Here is a 17,294-nt window from a genome sequence, read left to right as displayed (position 1 = left end):
GCCATGAATGCGATGAATGAACTGACCGGCGCCACCGCCGACAACTGGATGGCCGTCTGCCCCCTGACTGACATCGTGCCCGACACGGGCGTGTGCGCGCTGCTGAATGGACGCCACGTGGCCGTGTTCCGCGTCGGCGATGCCGCGCCGCGCGTGTACGCCATCGACAATGTCGACCCGAACGCGGGCGCTTCCGTGCTCTCGCGGGGCCTGGTGGGCAGCATCGGCGAGCGCGTCGTCGTCGCCTCGCCCATCTACAAGCAGCATTTCGACCTGGCCAGCGGCGAGTGCCTGGAAGCGCCCGAGCATTCGGTCGCCGCCTGGCCGGCACGCGTGTTCGGCGGCATGGTGTGGGTGGCGCTGTGAACACCGCCGCGCGGCCGTCTTTAGTCGTGGTCGGCAACGGCATGGCCGGCATGCGCACGGTCGAGGAGTTGCTGAAACTGGCCCCCGACCTGTACGACATCACCGTCTTCGGCGCCGAACCGCACGGCAATTACAACCGCATTTTGCTGTCTCCCGTGCTGGCCGGCGAAAAGACGGTGGACGACATCATGCTGCACACGCGCCACTGGTATGCGCAAAACGGCATCACCCTGCACGCGGGCGACCCCGTGGTGCGCATCGACCGCCAGGCGCGAAAGGTGGAGGCGCGGTCCGGCGTCACGGTAGCCTACGACCGCTTGCTGCTGGCCACCGGCTCGACGCCGTTCATCGTGCCCGTGCCGGGCCACGCGCTGCCCGGCGTGATCGGTTTTCGCGACATCAGCGACGTCGACACCATGCTGCAGGCGGCGCGCACGCACCGCCACGCGGTGGTCATCGGTGGCGGCTTGCTGGGGCTGGAAGCGGCCAACGGCTTGCAGCGCCAGGGCATGGATGTGACGGTGGTGCACATGAGCGGCGCCCTGATGAACCAGCAGCTCGACGCACCCGCATCGATGCTGCTGAAAACGGCACTGGAAGCGCGCGGCCTGCGGTTTTTGATGCAGGCGCAAACGGCGGAAATTCTTGGCACCGACCGGGTGCAGGGCGTTCGCTTTGCCGACGGTACGTCGATCCCGGCCGACCTGGTGGTGATGACGGCCGGCGTGCGCCCCAACATCGCGCTGGCGCAAGCGGCCGGCCTGCACTGCGAGCGGGCCATCGTCGTCGATGACTGCCTGCAAAGCTATGACCCGCGCGTGTACGCGGTGGGCGAATGCGTGCAGCACCGCCGCGCCACCTTCGGCCTGGTCGCGCCCATCTGGGAGCAGGCGCGCGTGTGCGGCGCGCACCTGGCCGGCGCGGGACACCGGCGCTACGTGCAGCAGGCCAGCGCCACCAAATTGAAAGTGACGGGCATCGATCTGTATTCGGCCGGCGACATCATCGGCGGCGAAGGCAGCGAAGACCTGGTGCTGCGCGATCCGCGCCGCGGTGTCTACAAGCGCCTGGTGGTGCAGGGTAGCCGCCTGGTGGGCGCCGTACTGTATGGCGAGGTGCAGGACGGTCCCTGGTATTTCGACCTGATCCAGCAGCGCCGCGACATCAGCGCGCTGCGCTCCCATTTATTGTTTGGCCAGGCCCTGTGCGGCCAGGCCGCCTGACAGCGACCAACAGGATACGCCCATGACAAGCTGCACGCCCGTAAAAACCACTTGCCCGTACTGCGGCGTCGGCTGCGGCGTGGAAGCGACACGCCTGCCCGACGGCGCCATCCGCATCGCCGGCGATGCCGCGCACCCCGCCAATCTGGGGCGCCTGTGCGTGAAAGGCTCGGCGCTGGGCGACACCCTGGATCTGGACAACCGTTTGCTGCAGCCGCAAGTGCGCGTCGATGGTGCGTTGCAGCCGGCTTCATGGGACGTGGCGCTGGATAAAGTGGCCGGCGGCTTGCGCGCCATCATCGATGCACACGGCCCCGACGCCGTGGCCCTGTATGTCTCGGGCCAGCTGCTGACGGAAGATTATTATGTGGCCAACAAGTTCATGAAGGGCTATGTGGGCAGCGCGAATATCGACACCAATTCGCGCCTGTGCATGTCGTCGGCCGTGGCGGGACACAAGCGCGCGTTCGGCGAGGATATCGTGCCGGGCTGCTATGAAGACCTGGAACTGGCCGACATGGTGGTGCTGGTGGGCTCGAACACGGCCTGGTGCCATCCGATCCTGTTTCAGCGCATCGCCCGCATCAAGGAAAGCCGGCCACACATGAAACTGGTGGTGATCGACCCGCGCCGCACGGCCACCTGCGAGCTGGCCGATGTCCATTTGCCCGTGAAGCCGGGCACCGACGTGTGGCTGTTCAACGGCTTATTGTGTTATCTGGCGAGGGAAGGCGCGATCGACGATGCGTTCGTCACGCGGCACAGTTCCGGACTGGATGCGGCGCTGGCGGCCGCGCACGTGGATTGCAGCGATCCGCTGCAGGTAGCGAAAATCTGCAAGGTCGACCCTCTTGCCTTGCTGGCGTTTTACCAGGCGTTTGCCGCCACGCGCAAGGTCGTCACGGCGTTTTCGCAGGGCGTGAACCAGTCGTCCTCCGGTACGGACAAGGTCAACAGCATCATCAACTGCCACCTGGCGACGGGGCGCATCGGCCAGCCCGGCATGGGGCCGTTTTCGCTGACGGGCCAGCCGAACGCCATGGGCGGACGCGAAGTGGGGGGGCTGGCCAATATGCTGGCGGCGCACCTGGAACTGGATAATCCGCTGCACCGCGACACGGTGCAAACGTTCTGGGATGCTCCCCGCATCGCCAGCAAGCCTGGCTTGAAGGCGGTGGAACTGTTCCACGCCATCGAAGCGGGCAAGGTGAAAGCCGTGTGGATCATCGCCACCAATCCCCTGGTCAGCATGCCGGATGCGGACCAGGTGCGCCGCGCGCTGGCCAAGTGCGAACTGGTGGTGGTGTCGGACATCAGCGCCGAATCGGACACGAATACGCATGCCGACGTGTTGCTGCCAGCGCTGGGTTGGGGTGAGAAAGATGGTACGGTGACCAATTCCGAGCGGCGCATCTCGCGCCAGCGCGCCTTCTTGCCGGCGCCCGGCGAGGCGCGCGCCGACTGGGACGTGCTGTGCGAGGTGGCCACGCGCATGGGCTATGCGGGCTTCGATTTCACCTCGCCGCAGGCTATCTTCGACGAACACGCGCGCCTGTCCACCTTCCGCAATGTGGGCGAGCAGGCGCGCCTGTTCAATCTGGCGGGCCTGGACAAGCTGGATGCGGCGCAATACGACGCGCTGGCGCCGCAGCAGTGGCCGCAGGGCAGGGCGCGCTTGTTCGGCGACGGCCGCTTCGCCCATGCGGACGGGCGCGCGCGTTTCGTGCCCACGCCGCCGCGCGCGCCGCGCAATGCGCCCGACGAAGAGTATCCGCTGATCCTCAACACGGGCCGGGTGCGCGACCAGTGGCATACGATGACGCGCACGGGCAAGGCGCCGAAATTATCCGGTCACGTCGCCGAGGCCTTCATCGACCTCCACCCGCAGGATGCGCTGCTGTACAGCGTGCGCGAAGGCGAGCTGGCGCGCATTTCCAGCGCCTGGGGCGCGATGGTGGCGCGGGTCGTGCATGGCGGCGGGATCGCGCGCGGCCAGGTCTTCGTGCCGATCCACTGGAGCGATGCGAATGCCTCCGACGCGCGCGTGGGCGCCGTCGTCAACCCGGTCGTCGATCCCGTCTCGGGCGAGCCTGAATTCAAGCATACGCCCGTGCGCATCGAGCAGTTCCGCGTGCACTGGCATGCGTTTGTGCTGAGCCGCACGCCCTTGAACCTGGACGGCGTGGCGCACTGGACGCGCATCCAGGGCGAGCAATTCCTGCGCTACGAGCTGGCCGGCCGCCAGCGCATCGAGGATCTCGGCGCCTGGGCGCGCGCGCTGCTCGGCGTCACGGACGACAAGGCCGACTGGCTCGATTATGCCGACGCCAGCGCCGGCGTGTACCGCGCCGTGCACCTGGATGAAGGGCGCATCGCGCAATGCGTGTACGTCTCGCCGCGTCCCGACCTGCCGTCGCGCAGCTGGCTGGCGGGCCTGTTTGCACACGCGCAAATGGAGGCGGCGGACCGCGCCGGCGTGCTGCTGGGCCAGCCCATCGGCAAGGGCGTCGACGCCGGGCCCACCGTGTGCTCGTGCTTTGGCGTCGGGCGCAACACCATTTGCGCCGCCATCCAGGAGCAAAAACTGACGACGACGGCGCAGGTGACTGCCTGCGTCAAGGCGGGCGGCAATTGCGGCTCCTGCGTGCCCGAGATACGACAGTTGCTGCTTGAGGCGCGCAGCGCGGCCTGAAAATCTGTCCTTTCCGGCACGGCTTTGTTATATTGCCAGCTCTATAACAGAGAGGCAGTGTGATGACAGTAGCACAACACCCCACGGTCTGGCTGACGGGCTTGAGCGGTGCCGGCAAGACCAGCATCGCGCTGGCGCTGGCGCAAGCGCTGAAGGCGCAGGGCCGCGCCGTGGCGCTGCTCGACGGCGACCAGCTGCGCCATGGTCTGAACCGCGACCTCGGTTTTACGCCGCAAGACCGGCATGAAAACATCCGCCGCACGGCCGAAGTGGCGCGCCTGATGAACGGGGCGGGATTGGCCGTCATCGCCGCCTTCATTTCGCCGTACCGCGCCGACCGGGCCATGGCCGCCGACATTATCGGCGCGGCGCATTTCATCGAAGTCCATGTCAGCACGCCGCTGGCCGTGTGCGAGGCGCGCGATCCCAAGGGCCTGTATGCGCAGGCGCGCGCGGGGCAGTTGGCGCAATTCACGGGCATTTCCGCGCCTTATGAAGCGCCGCTGGCTGCCGCGCTGACCCTGGACACGGGCATGCTGGCGCTGGACGAGTCGGTCGGGCGCCTGTGCCGGCATTTGCAGCAGCGGTTGTGACGGCGTGGTGACGATGCGTATGAGATTGCGCAAATTGCTGCGCCGACGTCTGCCGGCCAGCCTGAAGGCGCGCATGAGCGTGGTCGTCTTCCTGCTCGTGCTGGCGGCCGTGGCTTCGCTGGCGCTGGCCACCCTGAGCGTGGCCGAGCGCGGCATGCGCGACGTGACGGGACGCCAGCAGTATATATCGCTGGCCAGCGCCGCCGTTTTCATCGATGAAGAACTCGACGCGAAGCGCAATGTGCTGCGCGCGATGGCGGATAGCCTGGCGGCCACCGGCGCGCACGATGGCGCCGGCCTGCAGCGCTTCCTGGCCGCGCAAACGGTGCTGGGCAAGGAATTCTACACGGCCGGCGTGGCGGCCACCGATGGCTCCCTGCTGGCCAGCATGGGCCCCGTCAAGCCGCAGGCGGGGATGAACCTGAAAGGCCGTCCGTATTTCGACCAGACGCTGGCGACCCGGCGTTCGGTGATTTCCGCGCCGCTCAACGGCAGTATTTCGGGCATGCCCATCGTGGTGGTGACGCAGCCCGTGTTCGACGCGCAGGGCGCCATGCGCTATGTGCTGGCGGCCAGCGTGAACCTGCGCCAGCCCGATTTCCTGGGGCGCCTGGGCGCACTCAAGCCGGGCCCGGGCGGCTATCTGTACATCATGACCAGCGAAGGCGTCATCGTCGAGCATCCCGACAAGTCGCGCATCATGCAGCATATCGACGCGCATGGCCCCATCAGCGAACCGACGCGGCGCGCCATGCAGGGCTTCGAGGGCTGGCTGACGGGCACCACCACGCAAGGCGTCGATGCCTTGTTTGCCTATCACCGCATCGCCTCGACGGGCTGGATACTGGCGTCCGTCTATCCCATGAGCGACGCGTTCGCGCCGCTGCACGCCATTCGCAGCAAGATCCTGCTGGCCGCCGTGCTGCTGGCGGCGCTGGCGGGACTGGCCGGCTGGCGCGTGGTGCTGCACCTGTTGCAGCCACTGGAGCGCTTGCGCCGCCAGGTGCACCAGATCCGCCGCCAGCGCCTGGGCATCGAGGCGCTGCAAATCGAGCGGCGCGACGAAATCGGCGACTTGAGCCGCGATTTTTACTCGCTGGTGGCCGAGCGCGAAATCGCCGAGGCGCAGACGCGCGACAGCGAACGGCGCTTGAAGCTGCTGACGGACCATGTCCCCGTGGTGATCGTCTACATCGACCGCGAGCATCGCTACCAGTTCATCAACGCCACGTTTGAAAAATGGTTCGGCCGGTCACGCAAGGAAAGCATGATGCAGTCGATACGCGACGTGCTGGGCGAAGAAGCGTATCAATTGCGCGAAGCCTACCTGCAGCGCGCCTTCTCGGGCGAGGAGGTTGAATATGAATTCACCATCGACGGCGGGGGGGAGGCGGGCCGGCGTGCCTTCCAGACCAGCTATGTTCCCGATGTGGGCGAAAGCGGCGCGGTGGAGGGCGTGTATGGCCTGATCCACGAAATCACCAAGACCAAGGCGGTGCATACGGCGCTGCAGTTTGCCGCCGCCACCGACACGCTGACGGGCATCGCCAACCGGCGCCGCTTCGACGAACAGCTGGTGCAAAGCATGCAGCGCACGCGCGTGGCGCGCGCGCCGATGGCGCTGGCCTATCTCGATATCGATCGTTTCAAGGCCATCAACGACAGTTTGGGACACAAAACGGGCGACGAGGTGCTGAAGGAATTCGCCGCGCGCCTGGTGCGCAGCGTGCGCGCCAGCGACCTGGTGGCGCGCCTGGCCGGCGATGAATTCGTGATCATTTTCGAAGGCGTGAACGGCGCGGCGGAAGTGCGCCAGATCGGCGCGAAGATCATCGATGCCATCCGCCAGCCCTTCGACCTGGCCAGCGGCCCGCTGCCGGTGACGACCAGCGTCGGCATCGCCATCTTCCGGGATGGCGCGCTGACGCCGGCGCAGTTGCTGGACCTGGCTGACCAGGCCCTGTATGCCGCCAAGGGGCAGGGCCGCGACGGCGTGGCGCTGCTTGAGGCGGCGCCGTAGGTATTACAGAGTGGCAGTCCAGTGGTCGAGCTGCTGCGTGATGGCCGTGACGCCGCCGCAGACGATGACCAGCACATTGCGGTAGGGCGCCAGTTCCGGCACCTTGCCGTAGACGGCGGCCAGCGCCGCGCCGCAGGCCGGCTCCACCACCAGGCGCTGGTCGTCAATAAAGCGCTGGCAGGCATCGACGGCGGCCTTGTCCGAGACCACCACGCTGTGCAGCAGGCGCGTCTGGCTGATGGCGTAGGCTTGCGCGCACACCTGGCGCGCGGCCAGCGAGGTGGCGATGCTGCTCACGGCGGGCAGGGCCACGTGTTCGCGCGCGGCCACGGCGGCGGCCAGCGAGGCCGCGCCTTCGGTTTCCACGGCCACCAGGGCCACGTCGTCCCAGCCGTTGCGCTGCAAGCCTTCGGCCACGCCGGCCAGCAGGCCGCCACCGCCCACCGACAGCACCACCGCGTCCGGTTTCAGGCCAGCGCTGGCCACTTCATCGATCATGCCCGCGTGGCCCTGCCACAGCAGCGGATCGTCGAAGGGATGCAGGAAAGCGTCTTGCGGCGTGAGCATGGCTTGCGCCAGCGCGTTGGCCTCTTGCCAGGCGGCGCCGTGCACGATGACTTCGGCGCCTTCCTGGGCGATCAGGGCCCTGGCCCGCGCGCTGGTCGTTTCCGGCACCACGACGATGACGGGAATGCCCAGCTGGCGTCCCGCGTAGGCGACGGCGATGCCGGCATTGCCGCCGGAAGAAGAGATGAAGCGGCTGGCGCCGCGCCGCGCGTATTCTTCGCAGGCGAGGCCGATGCCGCGGATCTTGAAGGAGCCGGGCGGCTGCAAGGCTTCGAGCTTGAGCCAGATGGCGCGGTCGCTGTGCAGGCTCAGGGCGCGCGAGTTGAGCAGAGGGGTTTCGATGTGCAGGGCCATGCGTGTTCCTGGTAAACGGTCAGGCCAGCATCATAGCCGAAGCGCCCGTGCCACCGTGCTACCCTTGCCGCAAGCCGCCTTAATTCAGGGGCGCGCTCTTGAGCTGATGCGTGCGCGCCACTTCCTTCATTGCCTCGAGCAGGTCGTCGCGCAGCTGGCGCGGCAGCTTGCCGAAGAATTCCTCGTCGTTCTGGTCGGCCATCTCGGCCAGCACGGGCACCAGCGCTTCGCCTTCCGTGGTCAGCTCGATCGAATGCTGGCGGCGGTCGGCCAGCAGGATGGACTTGCTGACCATGCCCTTGCTTTCCAGGCGGTCGATCAGCTTCGACACGGCGCCCTTGCTCATGCCGGACACTTGCGCCAGCACTGTGGGCGAGGTGCAGCCCAGGCGGAACATTTCGCGCAGCACCACCCATTCGGACACCGTCACGCCGTTGGCTTCGGCTTTTTTCTGGAAGCTGTGGGAAACGTGGTTGGAGACGAAACGCAGCCAGTAGCCGAGATGGGCTTCCAGCTCGCTGACGGGAACGCTGTTGGGATGGGCGGCGTGCGGCATGCCGGCCGTTTCAAAATTATGGCTCATTTCTTTTCCTTCACTGGGCGGCGTTACCGGCATGGTTAGGGCCTTGACGCTTGCTGTCGAGTGGTTTGTTTGGGAATAATCATCGTGCTTGAGGTAGTTTTAACACTGTTTTCACAGGAAATCACTGACCAACAAAGAGTTTTTCCTCATTTCCTTGCTCTGGATAGATAAAAAGCAGTATCAAGCGAGTAATCGTATTGCCGGAGAGGAAGATTAAAAAAATAACTCATGTTGCATCAATGGTAACAGCTTTTTTTGCCGAATTGATAAATATTTCAGATCATTCGCTGCGCTTGCCCCTACCTGCCGCTCAGGCCACCACCACCTTTACGCCCGCGTCGCGCAGTACGTCGGCAAAGCGGGCCGGTGGCGGCGCATCCGTAAACAAGATATCGATTTGCGCCAGATCGGCCAGGCGCACCAGCGCCTTGCGGCCGAATTTATGCTGGTCAGCCACCAGCCACACTTCGCGCGACTGCTCGATGATGGCTTGCGCCACCTTCACTTCGCGCGCATCGAAGTCGCGCAGGCTGCCGTCTTCGTCGATGCTGGAAATGCCGATGATGCCGATGTCGACCTTGAACTGGCGGATGAAGTCGATGGTGGCTTCACCCACGATGCCACGGTCGCGTCCGCGCACCACGCCGCCGGCCACGATGACTTCGCAGGCGGCGTTGTCGGCCAGGATGGCGGCCACGTTCAGGTTGTTCGTCACCACGTGCAAGCCCGTGTGCTGTCCCAGCGCGCGCGCCACTTCTTCGGTGGTGGTGCCGATATTGATCAGGAGCGAACAGCCATGCGGCACTTGCGCCGCCACGGCGGTGGCGATGCGCCGCTTGGCGTCGCTGTTGAATACCTGGCGCTGGCTGTAATCGATGTTTTCCACGGACGAGGGCAAGCCCACGCCGCCGTGATAGCGGGCCAGCAGGCGCGCTTCTTCCATCTGCTTGACGTCGCGCCGCACGGTTTGCGGCGTGACGTCGAGTTGCTGGGCCAACTCCTCGACCGACATGGTGACTTTCTGGCGCACCACTTCAAGCAAGCGGCGCTGGCGGGGATTCAAATTCATGGGTGTGTCTCTTTAAAATTGCATAAGCGAACAAAATCGAACAAATGTGGGTGAAAACATGTTGCTATGAGTTCGATTTATGGCGTAATCTTATCCATATTGCATTCGTATGACATCCGTATTGATCTTAACCACAGTCGCCGGGTGTGCCTAGTCTTTCTTGGTCGCTTGTCCTTGATAACGATGGAGTCCCGATGGCCTCAATGCAGCAGGGAATCGACGCAGTGCCGCAGCCGGCGATGGCATGCGACGTACTGGTGGTGGGCGGCGGCATCAACGGCGCCGGCATCGCGCGCGACGCGGCCGGGCGGGGTTTGTCCGTGGTGCTGTGCGAAAAAGACGACCTGGCCGCGCACACCTCGTCCGCGTCCACCAAGCTGATACACGGCGGCCTGCGCTACCTCGAATACTATGAATTCGGCCTCGTGCGCAAGGCGCTGATCGAGCGCGAAGTGCTGCTGCGCTCGGCGCCGCACATCATGTGGCCCTTGCGCTTCGTCATGCCGCACGCGCAGGGCCAGCGCCCCGCCTGGCTGATACGCGCCGGCTTGTTCCTTTACGACATGCTGGCGAAGCGCGAAATTCTGCCTGCCTCGCAAGGCATCGACCTTGAGCGCCACGCGGCAGGACAACCGTTACAACCCCAGTTCAAGCGCGGCTTCGTGTATTCCGATGGCTGGGTCGATGATGCGCGTCTGGTGGTGCTGAACGCCATCGACGCGGCGGACAAGGGCGCGACCATCCTGACGCAGACGCGCTGCACGGCCTTGCGGCGCGATGGCGCGGGTGCGGACGCTTCCTGGCAGGCCACCTTGCAGCAAGGCGATGGACGTGAGTTGTCCGTGCGCGCGCGCAGCGTCGTCAATGCGGCCGGGCCGTGGACGGCCGAGTTCCTGCAACAGGCGGCGCCTGGCGGACAGGGCCGGCATTTGCGGTTGATCAAGGGCAGCCATATCGTCGTCAAGCGCTTGTTCGAGCATGATCACGCGTATATCTTCCAGCATCCCGATGGACGCATCGTGTTTGCCATTCCGTATGAGCATGATTTCACCCTGATCGGCACCACCGACCTCGACTACCAGGGCGAGCGCGGCAAGGTGGAAATCGATGACGCGGAAATTCGTTACTTGTGCGAGCTTTCCAGTTACTATTTCAGCAAGCCCGTCGTGCCGGCTGATGTGGTCTGGACGTATGCGGGCGTGCGCCCGTTGGTGGAAGACGCGTCCGCCGACGCCAAGGCCGTCACGCGCGATTACCGCTTCGAACTGGACCAGGAAGGCGCGCCGCTGCTGAGTATCTTCGGCGGCAAGATCACCACCTTTCGCAAGCTGGCCGAGGAAGCGCTGGATTTACTGGCGCCCTCGCTGGGCAATACGCGCCCAGCCTGGACGGCCAGCGCTTGCCTGCCCGGCGGCGACGTGTTCGGCAGCGTGCCGCAGAACCGGGCCGTGCGCGAATTCGGCCAGTTCGTGCAAGGCTTGCAGCGCGACTATGCGTGGCTGCCGGCGGCGCTGGTGGCGCGCTATGCGCGCGCCTATGGCACGCGCATCCATCTGATGCTCGAAGGGCGCAAGGATGTGGCGGCCATGGGCGAGGAAGTCGCCGCCGGCCTGTACGGGGCGGAAGTGGACTATTTGCGGCGCCATGAATGGGCCGGCAGCGCGGCCGACATCCTGTGGCGGCGCTCCAAGCTGGGCCTGCACCTGCCGCGCGAGACGGCGGGCAGGCTCGACGCCTGGCTGTTGCAGCACCCTTTGTCGTAAGCAGCACACGTTGGCGACCACGCCCCGCAGAGGGTGCCGCGAAGAACAGGAAACCATCACTGGAGGAGACGCGCGTGCAACTGGTACTGGACAAGATCAGCAGGAAGCAGGGGGCTGACGATTATTTGTATCCGATGTCGCTGGCGCTGGTGCCGGGCGCCATCAACGTCTTGCTGGGCACTACGCGTGCCGGCAAGACCACCCTGATGCGCGTGATGGCGGGCCTGGACAAGCCCAGCGGGGGCACGGTGACGGCCGACGGCGTCGACGTGACGGGCGTGCCCGTCAGTAAGCGCAATCTGGCCATGGTGTACCAGCAATTCATCAACTATCCGGCTTTTACCGTGTACGATAATATCGCCTCGCCCTTGCGCTTGCGCAAGGTGCCCGAGGAACAGATCCGCACGAAAGTGCTGGCGCTGGCCGAGCGCCTGCATATCACGCCGTATCTGCAACGCACACCCGGCGAACTGTCGGGCGGCCAGCAGCAGCGCACGGCGCTGGGACGCGCGCTGATCAAGGATGCGTCGCTGTTGCTGCTCGACGAACCGCTCGTCAATCTCGACTACAAACTGCGCGAGGAATTGCGCCGCGAATTGACGGAACTGTTTTCCAGCGGCAGCACGACGGTCGTGTACGCCACCACGGAGCCGCTGGAAGCGCTGCAGCTGGGCGGCCACGTGGCCGTGCTGCACGAGGGACGCTTGCTGCAGCAGGGGCCGACGCTGGACGTGTTCAACGCGCCCAATTCCATCGATGTGGCGCGCACCTTCAGCGATCCGCCCATCAACCTGATTCCCGCGCGCGTCGATGCGCAGGGCGTGGCGCAGGCGGCTGATGGCCTGTCCATTCACCTGAGCGGCGAACAGCGCGCCCGCCTGGGCGACAGCACGGAGGTGATCCTCGGCGTGCGCGCGCACAGCCTGTATCTGTCTCCCCAGTCCGATGGCGACGTGGCCATCGCAGCGACGGTGGACCTGGCGGAAATCAGCGGCTCGGAAACCTATGTGCATGCGCGCCGCGGCGACTTGGCCCTGGTGGCGCAACTCGGTGGCGTGCACAACCTGGAGATCGGCAGCGCTTGCACCGTGTATTGCCAGCCGCATGCCTTGCTGATTTTTGCCGACGATGGCGGCCTGCTGTTCGCCCCTGTGCAAGGAGGAGTGTGACATGGCGCGCATCGAACTGGTCGACCTGGCCCACGCCTACAAACCGAACCCGGCGGCACCCGCCGACTATGCGCTGCGGCCCATGAGCATGGCGTGGCATGACGGCGGCGCGTATGCCTTGCTGGGGCCTTCCGGCTGCGGCAAGACGACCTTGCTCAATATCATCTCCGGCCTGGTGAAACCGTCGCATGGCAAGGTGCTGTTCGATGGCAAGGATGTGACGCAGTTGCCGACCGAAGCGAGGAATATCGCGCAAGTGTTCCAGTTTCCCGTCATCTACGACACCATGACCGTGCACGACAACCTGGCGTTTCCGCTGCGCAATCGCGGCTGGAAAGAGATCGAGGTGAAAAAGCGCGTGCAGCAGGTGGCGCAGATGCTGGAGCTGACGAGCGACCTGAAACTGCGCGCCAGCGGCTTGTCCGTGGACGCCAAGCAAAAGATTTCGCTGGGACGGGGGCTCGTGCGCCCCGACGTGGCGGCCGTGCTGTTCGACGAACCGCTGACGGTGATCGATCCGCATTTGAAATGGCTGCTGCGCCGAAAACTCAAGGAAATCCACCACGAACTGAAGTTATCGTTGATCTACGTCACGCACGACCAGGTGGAAGCCTTGACCTTTGCCGACCAGGTGGTCGTCATGACGCAGGGCGAAGTGGTGCAGACGGGCAGCGCGCAAGCGCTGTTCGAGGAGCCTGAGCACACCTTTGTCGGCTATTTCATCGGCAATCCGGGCATGAACTTGCTCGATTGCACTCTGGACGATGGCGGGGCGAGGGTGGCGGGCCAGCCGCTGGCCGTGTCCGCCGCCGCCCGCGCGGCCCTGGCTGGCGCGCAAGGCAAGATCACGCTGGGCGTGCGGCCGGAATTCGTCGAATGCCTGCGGGCGGGCGCGGGTGGCGACCATTGCCTGGATGCCACGGTGACTGCCGTGCGCAACATGGGCACGCATTACCTGGCCGAATTTCAGCTGGGCGGCGCCACGGTGGCGGCCAAGTTGCGCGCCATCGATGCGGTGGCAGGGGAGGCTGTACGGCTGCGCTTTCCGCCGCAACGCACCTTGTTCTATGTCAACGATAAGCGGGTGGCCTGATGATACATAACGGTAAAACCGATAACAACCGCCGCGCCTGGCTACTGATCCTGCCCGTGCTGCTGTGCGTGGCCTTTTCCGCCATCCTGCCCCTGATGACCGTGGTGAACTATTCCGTGCAAGATATCCTGAGTCCCACGCAAAAGGTGTTTGTGGGTACGGAGTGGTTCCGCATGGTCATGCTCGACGGCGACTTGCACAGCGCCTTGCTGCGCCAGTTGCTGTTTTCCGGCTCCGTGCTGGCGATCCAGATTCCGCTGGGTATTTTGATCGCCCTGTGCATGCCGGCCGAGGGCTGGAAGGCGTCGCTGGCGCTGGTGCTGATCGCGCTGCCCTTGCTGATACCGTGGAACGTGGTGGGCACGATCTGGCAAATCTTTGGCCGTGGCGACATCGGCCTGATGGGCTACACCCTGAATCAGCTGGGTTTTGATTACAACTACAACGGCAACTCGCTCGACGCGTGGCTGACGGTGATGGTGATGGATATCTGGCACTGGACGCCCCTGGTGGTGCTGCTGTGCTATGCGGGTCTGCGCGCCATTCCCGACGCGTATTACCAGGCGGCACGCATCGATGGCGCCTCGCGCCTGGCCGTGTTCCGCTACATCCAGCTGCCGAAACTGCGCAATGTGCTGATGATCGCCGTCTTGCTGCGCTTCATGGACAGTTTCATGATCTACACGGAACCGTTCGTGCTGACCGGTGGCGGTCCCGGCAATGCCACCACCTTTTTGTCGCAATACCTGACGCAAAAGGCCGTGGGCCAGTTCGACCTGGGACCGGCTTCCGCGTTTTCCCTGATTTACTTCCTGATCATCCTGCTGTTCTGCTTTGTGCTGTACACGTGGATGCAGAGAGTCGGCACGGGAGACCAGAAATGATGCACAAGAAAATCAGTGCCACCATCCTGATCGTCTTCCTGCTGGGTTCCTTGCTGCCCATCTACTGGATGCTCAATATGTCGCTCAAGACCAACGAAGAAATCGTCGGCGTGCTGAGCCTGTGGCCCGAACACCTGACGTTCGCCAATTACAAGACCATCTTTACCGACCCATCGTGGTACAGCGGCTACATCAATTCCATGATTTACGTGGCGCTGAACATGGTGATGTCGGTCACGGTGGCCTTGCCGGCCGCGTATGCCTTTTCGCGCTACAACTTTGTCGGCGACAAGCATCTGTTCTTCTGGCTTTTGACCAACCGCATGACGCCGCCCGCCGTCTTCCTCGTGCCGTTCTTCCAGCTGTATTCGACGGTGGGCCTGATGGATACGCATCTGGCTGTGGCGCTGGCGCACATGGTCTTCAACGTGCCGCTGGCCGTGTGGATACTGGAAGGTTTCATGTCCGGCGTACCGAAGGAAATCGACGAGACGGCGTATATCGACGGTTACAGCTTCCCGCGCTTTTTCATCCGCATCTTCTTGCCGATGATCAAGTCGGGTGTGGGCGTGACGGCCTTCTTCTGTTTCATGTTCAGCTGGGTGGAATTGCTGTTGGCGCGCACCTTGACATCCGTCAACGCCAAGCCCATCGCCGCCACCATGACGCGTACCGTCTCGGCGGCCGGCATGGACTGGGGCGTGCTGGCGGCGGCAGGCGTCTTGACCATCGTGCCCGGCGCGCTGGTGATCTGGTTCGTGCGGCATTACATTGCCAAGGGTTTCGCGATGGGGAGGGTGTGATATGGAAAACAATACTGATAGCACAGCCAGCCTGTTCGGCTGGATGGCGTGGACGCCGGAAGTGGCCATCTTCTTCATCTGCATCGGCTTGATGCTCGCTGGCATGACGGTGTGGCAAATCCGTTCGCCCAGCATCGCGCGCAAGGGCTTCTTGCCCATGCCCACCACGCGCGGCGACCGTTTGTTCATCGGCTTGCTCACGGCGGCCTACGTCAACCTGGCCTGGGCGGGGTTGACGGAGATGCAGCAGGCCATCGGGGCTGCCATCAGTTTTGTACTTTTATTAGTGGTAATGCGTTGGGGGTGAGCCGGCTTGCCGGTGTTGATGGAGGCCGGACCGTCAGCAGGCGGCCGGCAATACAATAAAAGGAGATTCACGATGAAATTGAAGTTCACGGTCTTCGCGGCGGTGGCCATGCTCGTGTCGAATGCGGCCCTGGCCGACGCCAAGCAGGCGCAAACCTGGATCGACAAGGAATTCCAGCCATCCAGCCTGAGCAAGCAGCAACAGCTTGCTGAAATGAAATGGTTCATCGATGCGGCGGCCAAGCTGAAAGCCAAGGGCATCAAGGAAATTTCCGTGGTCTCGGAAACCATCGATACCCACGTCTACGAATCGAAGACCCTGGCCAAGGCCTTCGAGGAAATCACGGGCATCAAGGTGCGCCACGACATCATCCAGGAAGGCGACGTGGTGGAAAAGCTGCAGACCTCCATGCAGTCCGGCAAGAGCATCTATGACGGCTGGATTTCCGATTCCGACCTGATCGGCACGCATTACCGCTATGGCGCCGTCGAGCCGCTGTCCGATTACATGGCCGCCAAGGGCAAGGAATTCACCAATCCCGGTCTCGATTTAAAAGATTTCATCGGCATCAGCTTTACCACGGCGCCCGACGGCAAGGTGTACCAGTTGCCCGACCAGCAATTCGCCAACCTGTACTGGTTCCGCGCCGACTGGTTCGCGCGCAAGGATTTGCAAGCCAAGTTCAAGGCGAAGTATGGCTACGAGCTGGGCGTGCCGCAGAACTGGTCCGCGTATGAAGACATCGCCGACTTTTTTACCAATGACGTGAAGGAACTGGATGGCAAGAAAGTGTATGGCCACATGGATTACGGCAAGAAAGATCCATCCCTGGGCTGGCGCTTCACCGATGCCTGGCTGTCGATGGCCGGCGCGGCCGACAAGGGCATCCCGAACGGCTTGCCCGTCGACGAGTGGGGCATCAAGGTAGCGGCCGACAAGTGCACGCCTGTGGGCGCGTCCGTTTCACGCGGCGGCGCCACCAATTCGCCGGCGGCCGTGTATGCGCTGACGAAATACATCGACTGGATGAAGAAATACGCGCCGCCGCAGGCGAACGGCATGAATTTCTCGGAAGCGGGTCCCGTGCCGGCGCAGGGTGAAATTGCCCAGCAAATCTTTTGGTACACGGCATTTACGGCTGGCATGACGAAACCGGGCTTGCCGGTGGTCAACAAGGACGGCACGCCGAAATGGCGCATGGCGCCGTCGCCGCACGGCCCGTACTGGAAAGAGGGCATGCAGAACGGTTACCAGGACGTGGGTTCCTGGTTCCTGTTCAAGTCCACGCCGGACGACCGCAAGGCCGCCGCTTGGCTATATGCGCAATTCGTCACCTCGAAAACCGTGTCGCTGAAGAAATCCATCGTCGGCCTGACTTTTATTCGCGATTCCGATATCCGCCACGATTATTTTACGAAACACGCGAACGAGTACGGCGGCTTGATCGAGTTTTACCGCAGCCCCGCCCGCGTGGCGTGGACGCCGACGGGCAACAACGTGCCCGACTATCCGAAGCTGGCCCAGTTGTGGTGGAAAAACGTGGCCACGGCGATTACGGCGGAAAAAACGCCGCAGGCGGCCATGGATAATCTGGCCGAGGAAATGGACCAGGTCATGGCGCGCCTGCAGCGGGCGGGCATGAAGGCGTGCGCGCCCAAGCTCAATGCCAAGGGCGATCCGAACCAGTATCTGTCGGACCAGCACGCTCCATGGAAAAAGCTGGCGAATGAAAAGCCGAAGGGTGAAACGATTGCCTACGATAAATTATTGCAGGCTTGGAAAGAAGGCAAGGTAAGGTAGTCGTGTAA

Annotated in this window: 15 protein-coding genes; 12 read left to right on the top strand and 3 right to left on the bottom strand. The window is 63.9% G+C overall.

Annotated features, from left to right (window positions below; genetic code table 11):
• Positions 1-3: 3 nt before the first annotated feature.
• From nirD to O0882_RS16650, 5 genes are all read left to right on the top strand, one after another.
• The gene (gene nirD, locus O0882_RS16670; protein ID WP_289949705.1) at positions 4-366 is read left to right on the top strand and encodes a nitrite reductase small subunit NirD; all 363 of its coding nucleotides are present in this window, start codon (positions 4-6) and stop codon (positions 364-366) included.
• Complete coding sequence (locus O0882_RS16665; protein WP_289949703.1) at positions 363-1,589, top strand: FAD-dependent oxidoreductase; 1,227 nt, start codon at positions 363-365, stop codon at positions 1,587-1,589. The genes nirD and O0882_RS16665 overlap by 4 nt, the downstream gene beginning before the upstream one ends.
• A gap of 22 nt (positions 1,590-1,611) precedes the next feature.
• The gene (locus O0882_RS16660) at positions 1,612-4,281 is read left to right on the top strand and encodes a nitrate reductase (RefSeq protein WP_289949701.1); all 2,670 of its coding nucleotides are present in this window, start codon (positions 1,612-1,614) and stop codon (positions 4,279-4,281) included.
• Positions 4,282-4,343: 62 nt separating this feature from the next.
• Positions 4,344-4,874 carry an adenylyl-sulfate kinase gene (cysC, locus tag O0882_RS16655; protein WP_289949699.1) on the top strand — a complete coding sequence of 177 codons (531 nt, stop codon included), beginning with the start codon at positions 4,344-4,346 and terminating at the stop codon, positions 4,872-4,874.
• A gap of 19 nt (positions 4,875-4,893) precedes the next feature.
• Positions 4,894-6,894 (top strand): diguanylate cyclase, encoded by a 2,001-nt coding sequence (locus tag O0882_RS16650; protein ID WP_289949698.1) that lies wholly within the window; start codon positions 4,894-4,896, stop codon positions 6,892-6,894.
• A 3-nt stretch (positions 6,895-6,897) separates the two neighbouring features.
• Here O0882_RS16650 and O0882_RS16645 read toward each other — a convergent pair whose 3' ends face one another.
• The 3 genes from O0882_RS16645 to O0882_RS16635 form a co-directional block, all read right to left on the bottom strand.
• Positions 6,898-7,815, bottom strand: coding sequence for a pyridoxal-phosphate dependent enzyme (locus O0882_RS16645; RefSeq protein ID WP_289949696.1), 918 nt, complete (start codon positions 7,813-7,815; stop codon positions 6,898-6,900).
• A 79-nt stretch (positions 7,816-7,894) separates the two neighbouring features.
• Positions 7,895-8,398 (bottom strand): MarR family transcriptional regulator, encoded by a 504-nt coding sequence (locus O0882_RS16640; RefSeq protein WP_289949694.1) that lies wholly within the window; start codon positions 8,396-8,398, stop codon positions 7,895-7,897.
• 310 nt (positions 8,399-8,708) lie between these two features.
• Positions 8,709-9,467 (bottom strand): DeoR/GlpR family DNA-binding transcription regulator, encoded by a 759-nt coding sequence (locus O0882_RS16635; RefSeq protein WP_071076562.1) that lies wholly within the window; start codon positions 9,465-9,467, stop codon positions 8,709-8,711.
• Between the two features lie 203 nt (positions 9,468-9,670).
• On the opposite strand from O0882_RS16635, the gene glpD reads away from it, so the two are divergent.
• The 7 genes from glpD (at position 9,671) to O0882_RS16600 (ending at position 17,286) form a co-directional block, all read left to right on the top strand.
• A complete protein-coding gene (gene glpD, locus O0882_RS16630) occupies positions 9,671-11,230 on the top strand; it encodes a glycerol-3-phosphate dehydrogenase (protein WP_289949856.1) in 1,560 nt (519 codons plus the stop codon).
• Positions 11,231-11,304: 74 nt separating this feature from the next.
• Positions 11,305-12,399, top strand: coding sequence for an ABC transporter ATP-binding protein (locus O0882_RS16625; RefSeq protein ID WP_289949692.1), 1,095 nt, complete (start codon positions 11,305-11,307; stop codon positions 12,397-12,399).
• A gap of 1 nt (position 12,400) precedes the next feature.
• Positions 12,401-13,492 carry an ABC transporter ATP-binding protein gene (locus O0882_RS16620; protein ID WP_289949690.1) on the top strand — a complete coding sequence of 364 codons (1,092 nt, stop codon included), beginning with the start codon at positions 12,401-12,403 and terminating at the stop codon, positions 13,490-13,492.
• Entirely contained in the window at positions 13,492-14,376 is an 885-nt protein-coding gene (locus tag O0882_RS16615; RefSeq protein WP_071076566.1) for a sugar ABC transporter permease, read from the top strand. Before O0882_RS16620 ends, O0882_RS16615 begins: the two co-directional genes overlap by 1 nt.
• Complete coding sequence (locus O0882_RS16610) at positions 14,376-15,179, top strand: carbohydrate ABC transporter permease (protein ID WP_205704634.1); 804 nt, start codon at positions 14,376-14,378, stop codon at positions 15,177-15,179. The genes O0882_RS16615 and O0882_RS16610 overlap by 1 nt, the downstream gene beginning before the upstream one ends.
• A 1-nt stretch (position 15,180) precedes the next feature.
• The gene (locus O0882_RS16605) at positions 15,181-15,486 is read left to right on the top strand and encodes a DUF2160 domain-containing protein (protein WP_289949687.1); all 306 of its coding nucleotides are present in this window, start codon (positions 15,181-15,183) and stop codon (positions 15,484-15,486) included.
• A 72-nt stretch (positions 15,487-15,558) separates the two neighbouring features.
• Positions 15,559-17,286 carry an extracellular solute-binding protein gene (locus O0882_RS16600; protein ID WP_071076569.1) on the top strand — a complete coding sequence of 576 codons (1,728 nt, stop codon included), beginning with the start codon at positions 15,559-15,561 and terminating at the stop codon, positions 17,284-17,286.
• Positions 17,287-17,294: the final 8 nt, after the last annotated feature.

Source organism: Janthinobacterium sp. SUN073 (genome assembly GCF_030397665.1).
GTDB lineage: Bacteria > Pseudomonadota > Gammaproteobacteria > Burkholderiales > Burkholderiaceae_D > Janthinobacterium.
Note: the sequence above shows the minus strand (reverse complement) of the source record. Positions and strands in the feature narration are given on the sequence as shown.

What these genes read in the sequence shown, in the direction of transcription:
- nirD (WP_289949705.1), top strand. Translation starts at nt 4, where the DNA reads ATGAATGCGATGAATGAACTGACCGGCGCCACCGCCGACAACTGGATG.
- O0882_RS16660 (WP_289949701.1), top strand. Translation starts at nt 1,612, where the DNA reads ATGACAAGCTGCACGCCCGTAAAAACCACTTGCCCGTACTGCGGCGTC.
- cysC (WP_289949699.1), top strand. Translation starts at nt 4,344, where the DNA reads ATGACAGTAGCACAACACCCCACGGTCTGGCTGACGGGCTTGAGCGGT.
- O0882_RS16650 (WP_289949698.1), top strand. Translation starts at nt 4,894, where the DNA reads ATGAGATTGCGCAAATTGCTGCGCCGACGTCTGCCGGCCAGCCTGAAG.
- O0882_RS16645 (WP_289949696.1), bottom strand. Translation starts at nt 7,815, where the DNA reads ATGGCCCTGCACATCGAAACCCCTCTGCTCAACTCGCGCGCCCTGAGC.
- O0882_RS16640 (WP_289949694.1), bottom strand. Translation starts at nt 8,398, where the DNA reads ATGAGCCATAATTTTGAAACGGCCGGCATGCCGCACGCCGCCCATCCC.
- O0882_RS16635 (WP_071076562.1), bottom strand. Translation starts at nt 9,467, where the DNA reads ATGAATTTGAATCCCCGCCAGCGCCGCTTGCTTGAAGTGGTGCGCCAG.
- glpD (WP_289949856.1), top strand. Translation starts at nt 9,671, where the DNA reads ATGCAGCAGGGAATCGACGCAGTGCCGCAGCCGGCGATGGCATGCGAC.
- O0882_RS16620 (WP_289949690.1), top strand. Translation starts at nt 12,401, where the DNA reads ATGGCGCGCATCGAACTGGTCGACCTGGCCCACGCCTACAAACCGAAC.
- O0882_RS16615 (WP_071076566.1), top strand. Translation starts at nt 13,492, where the DNA reads ATGATACATAACGGTAAAACCGATAACAACCGCCGCGCCTGGCTACTG.
- O0882_RS16610 (WP_205704634.1), top strand. Translation starts at nt 14,376, where the DNA reads ATGCACAAGAAAATCAGTGCCACCATCCTGATCGTCTTCCTGCTGGGT.
- O0882_RS16605 (WP_289949687.1), top strand. Translation starts at nt 15,181, where the DNA reads ATGGAAAACAATACTGATAGCACAGCCAGCCTGTTCGGCTGGATGGCG.
- O0882_RS16600 (WP_071076569.1), top strand. Translation starts at nt 15,559, where the DNA reads ATGAAATTGAAGTTCACGGTCTTCGCGGCGGTGGCCATGCTCGTGTCG.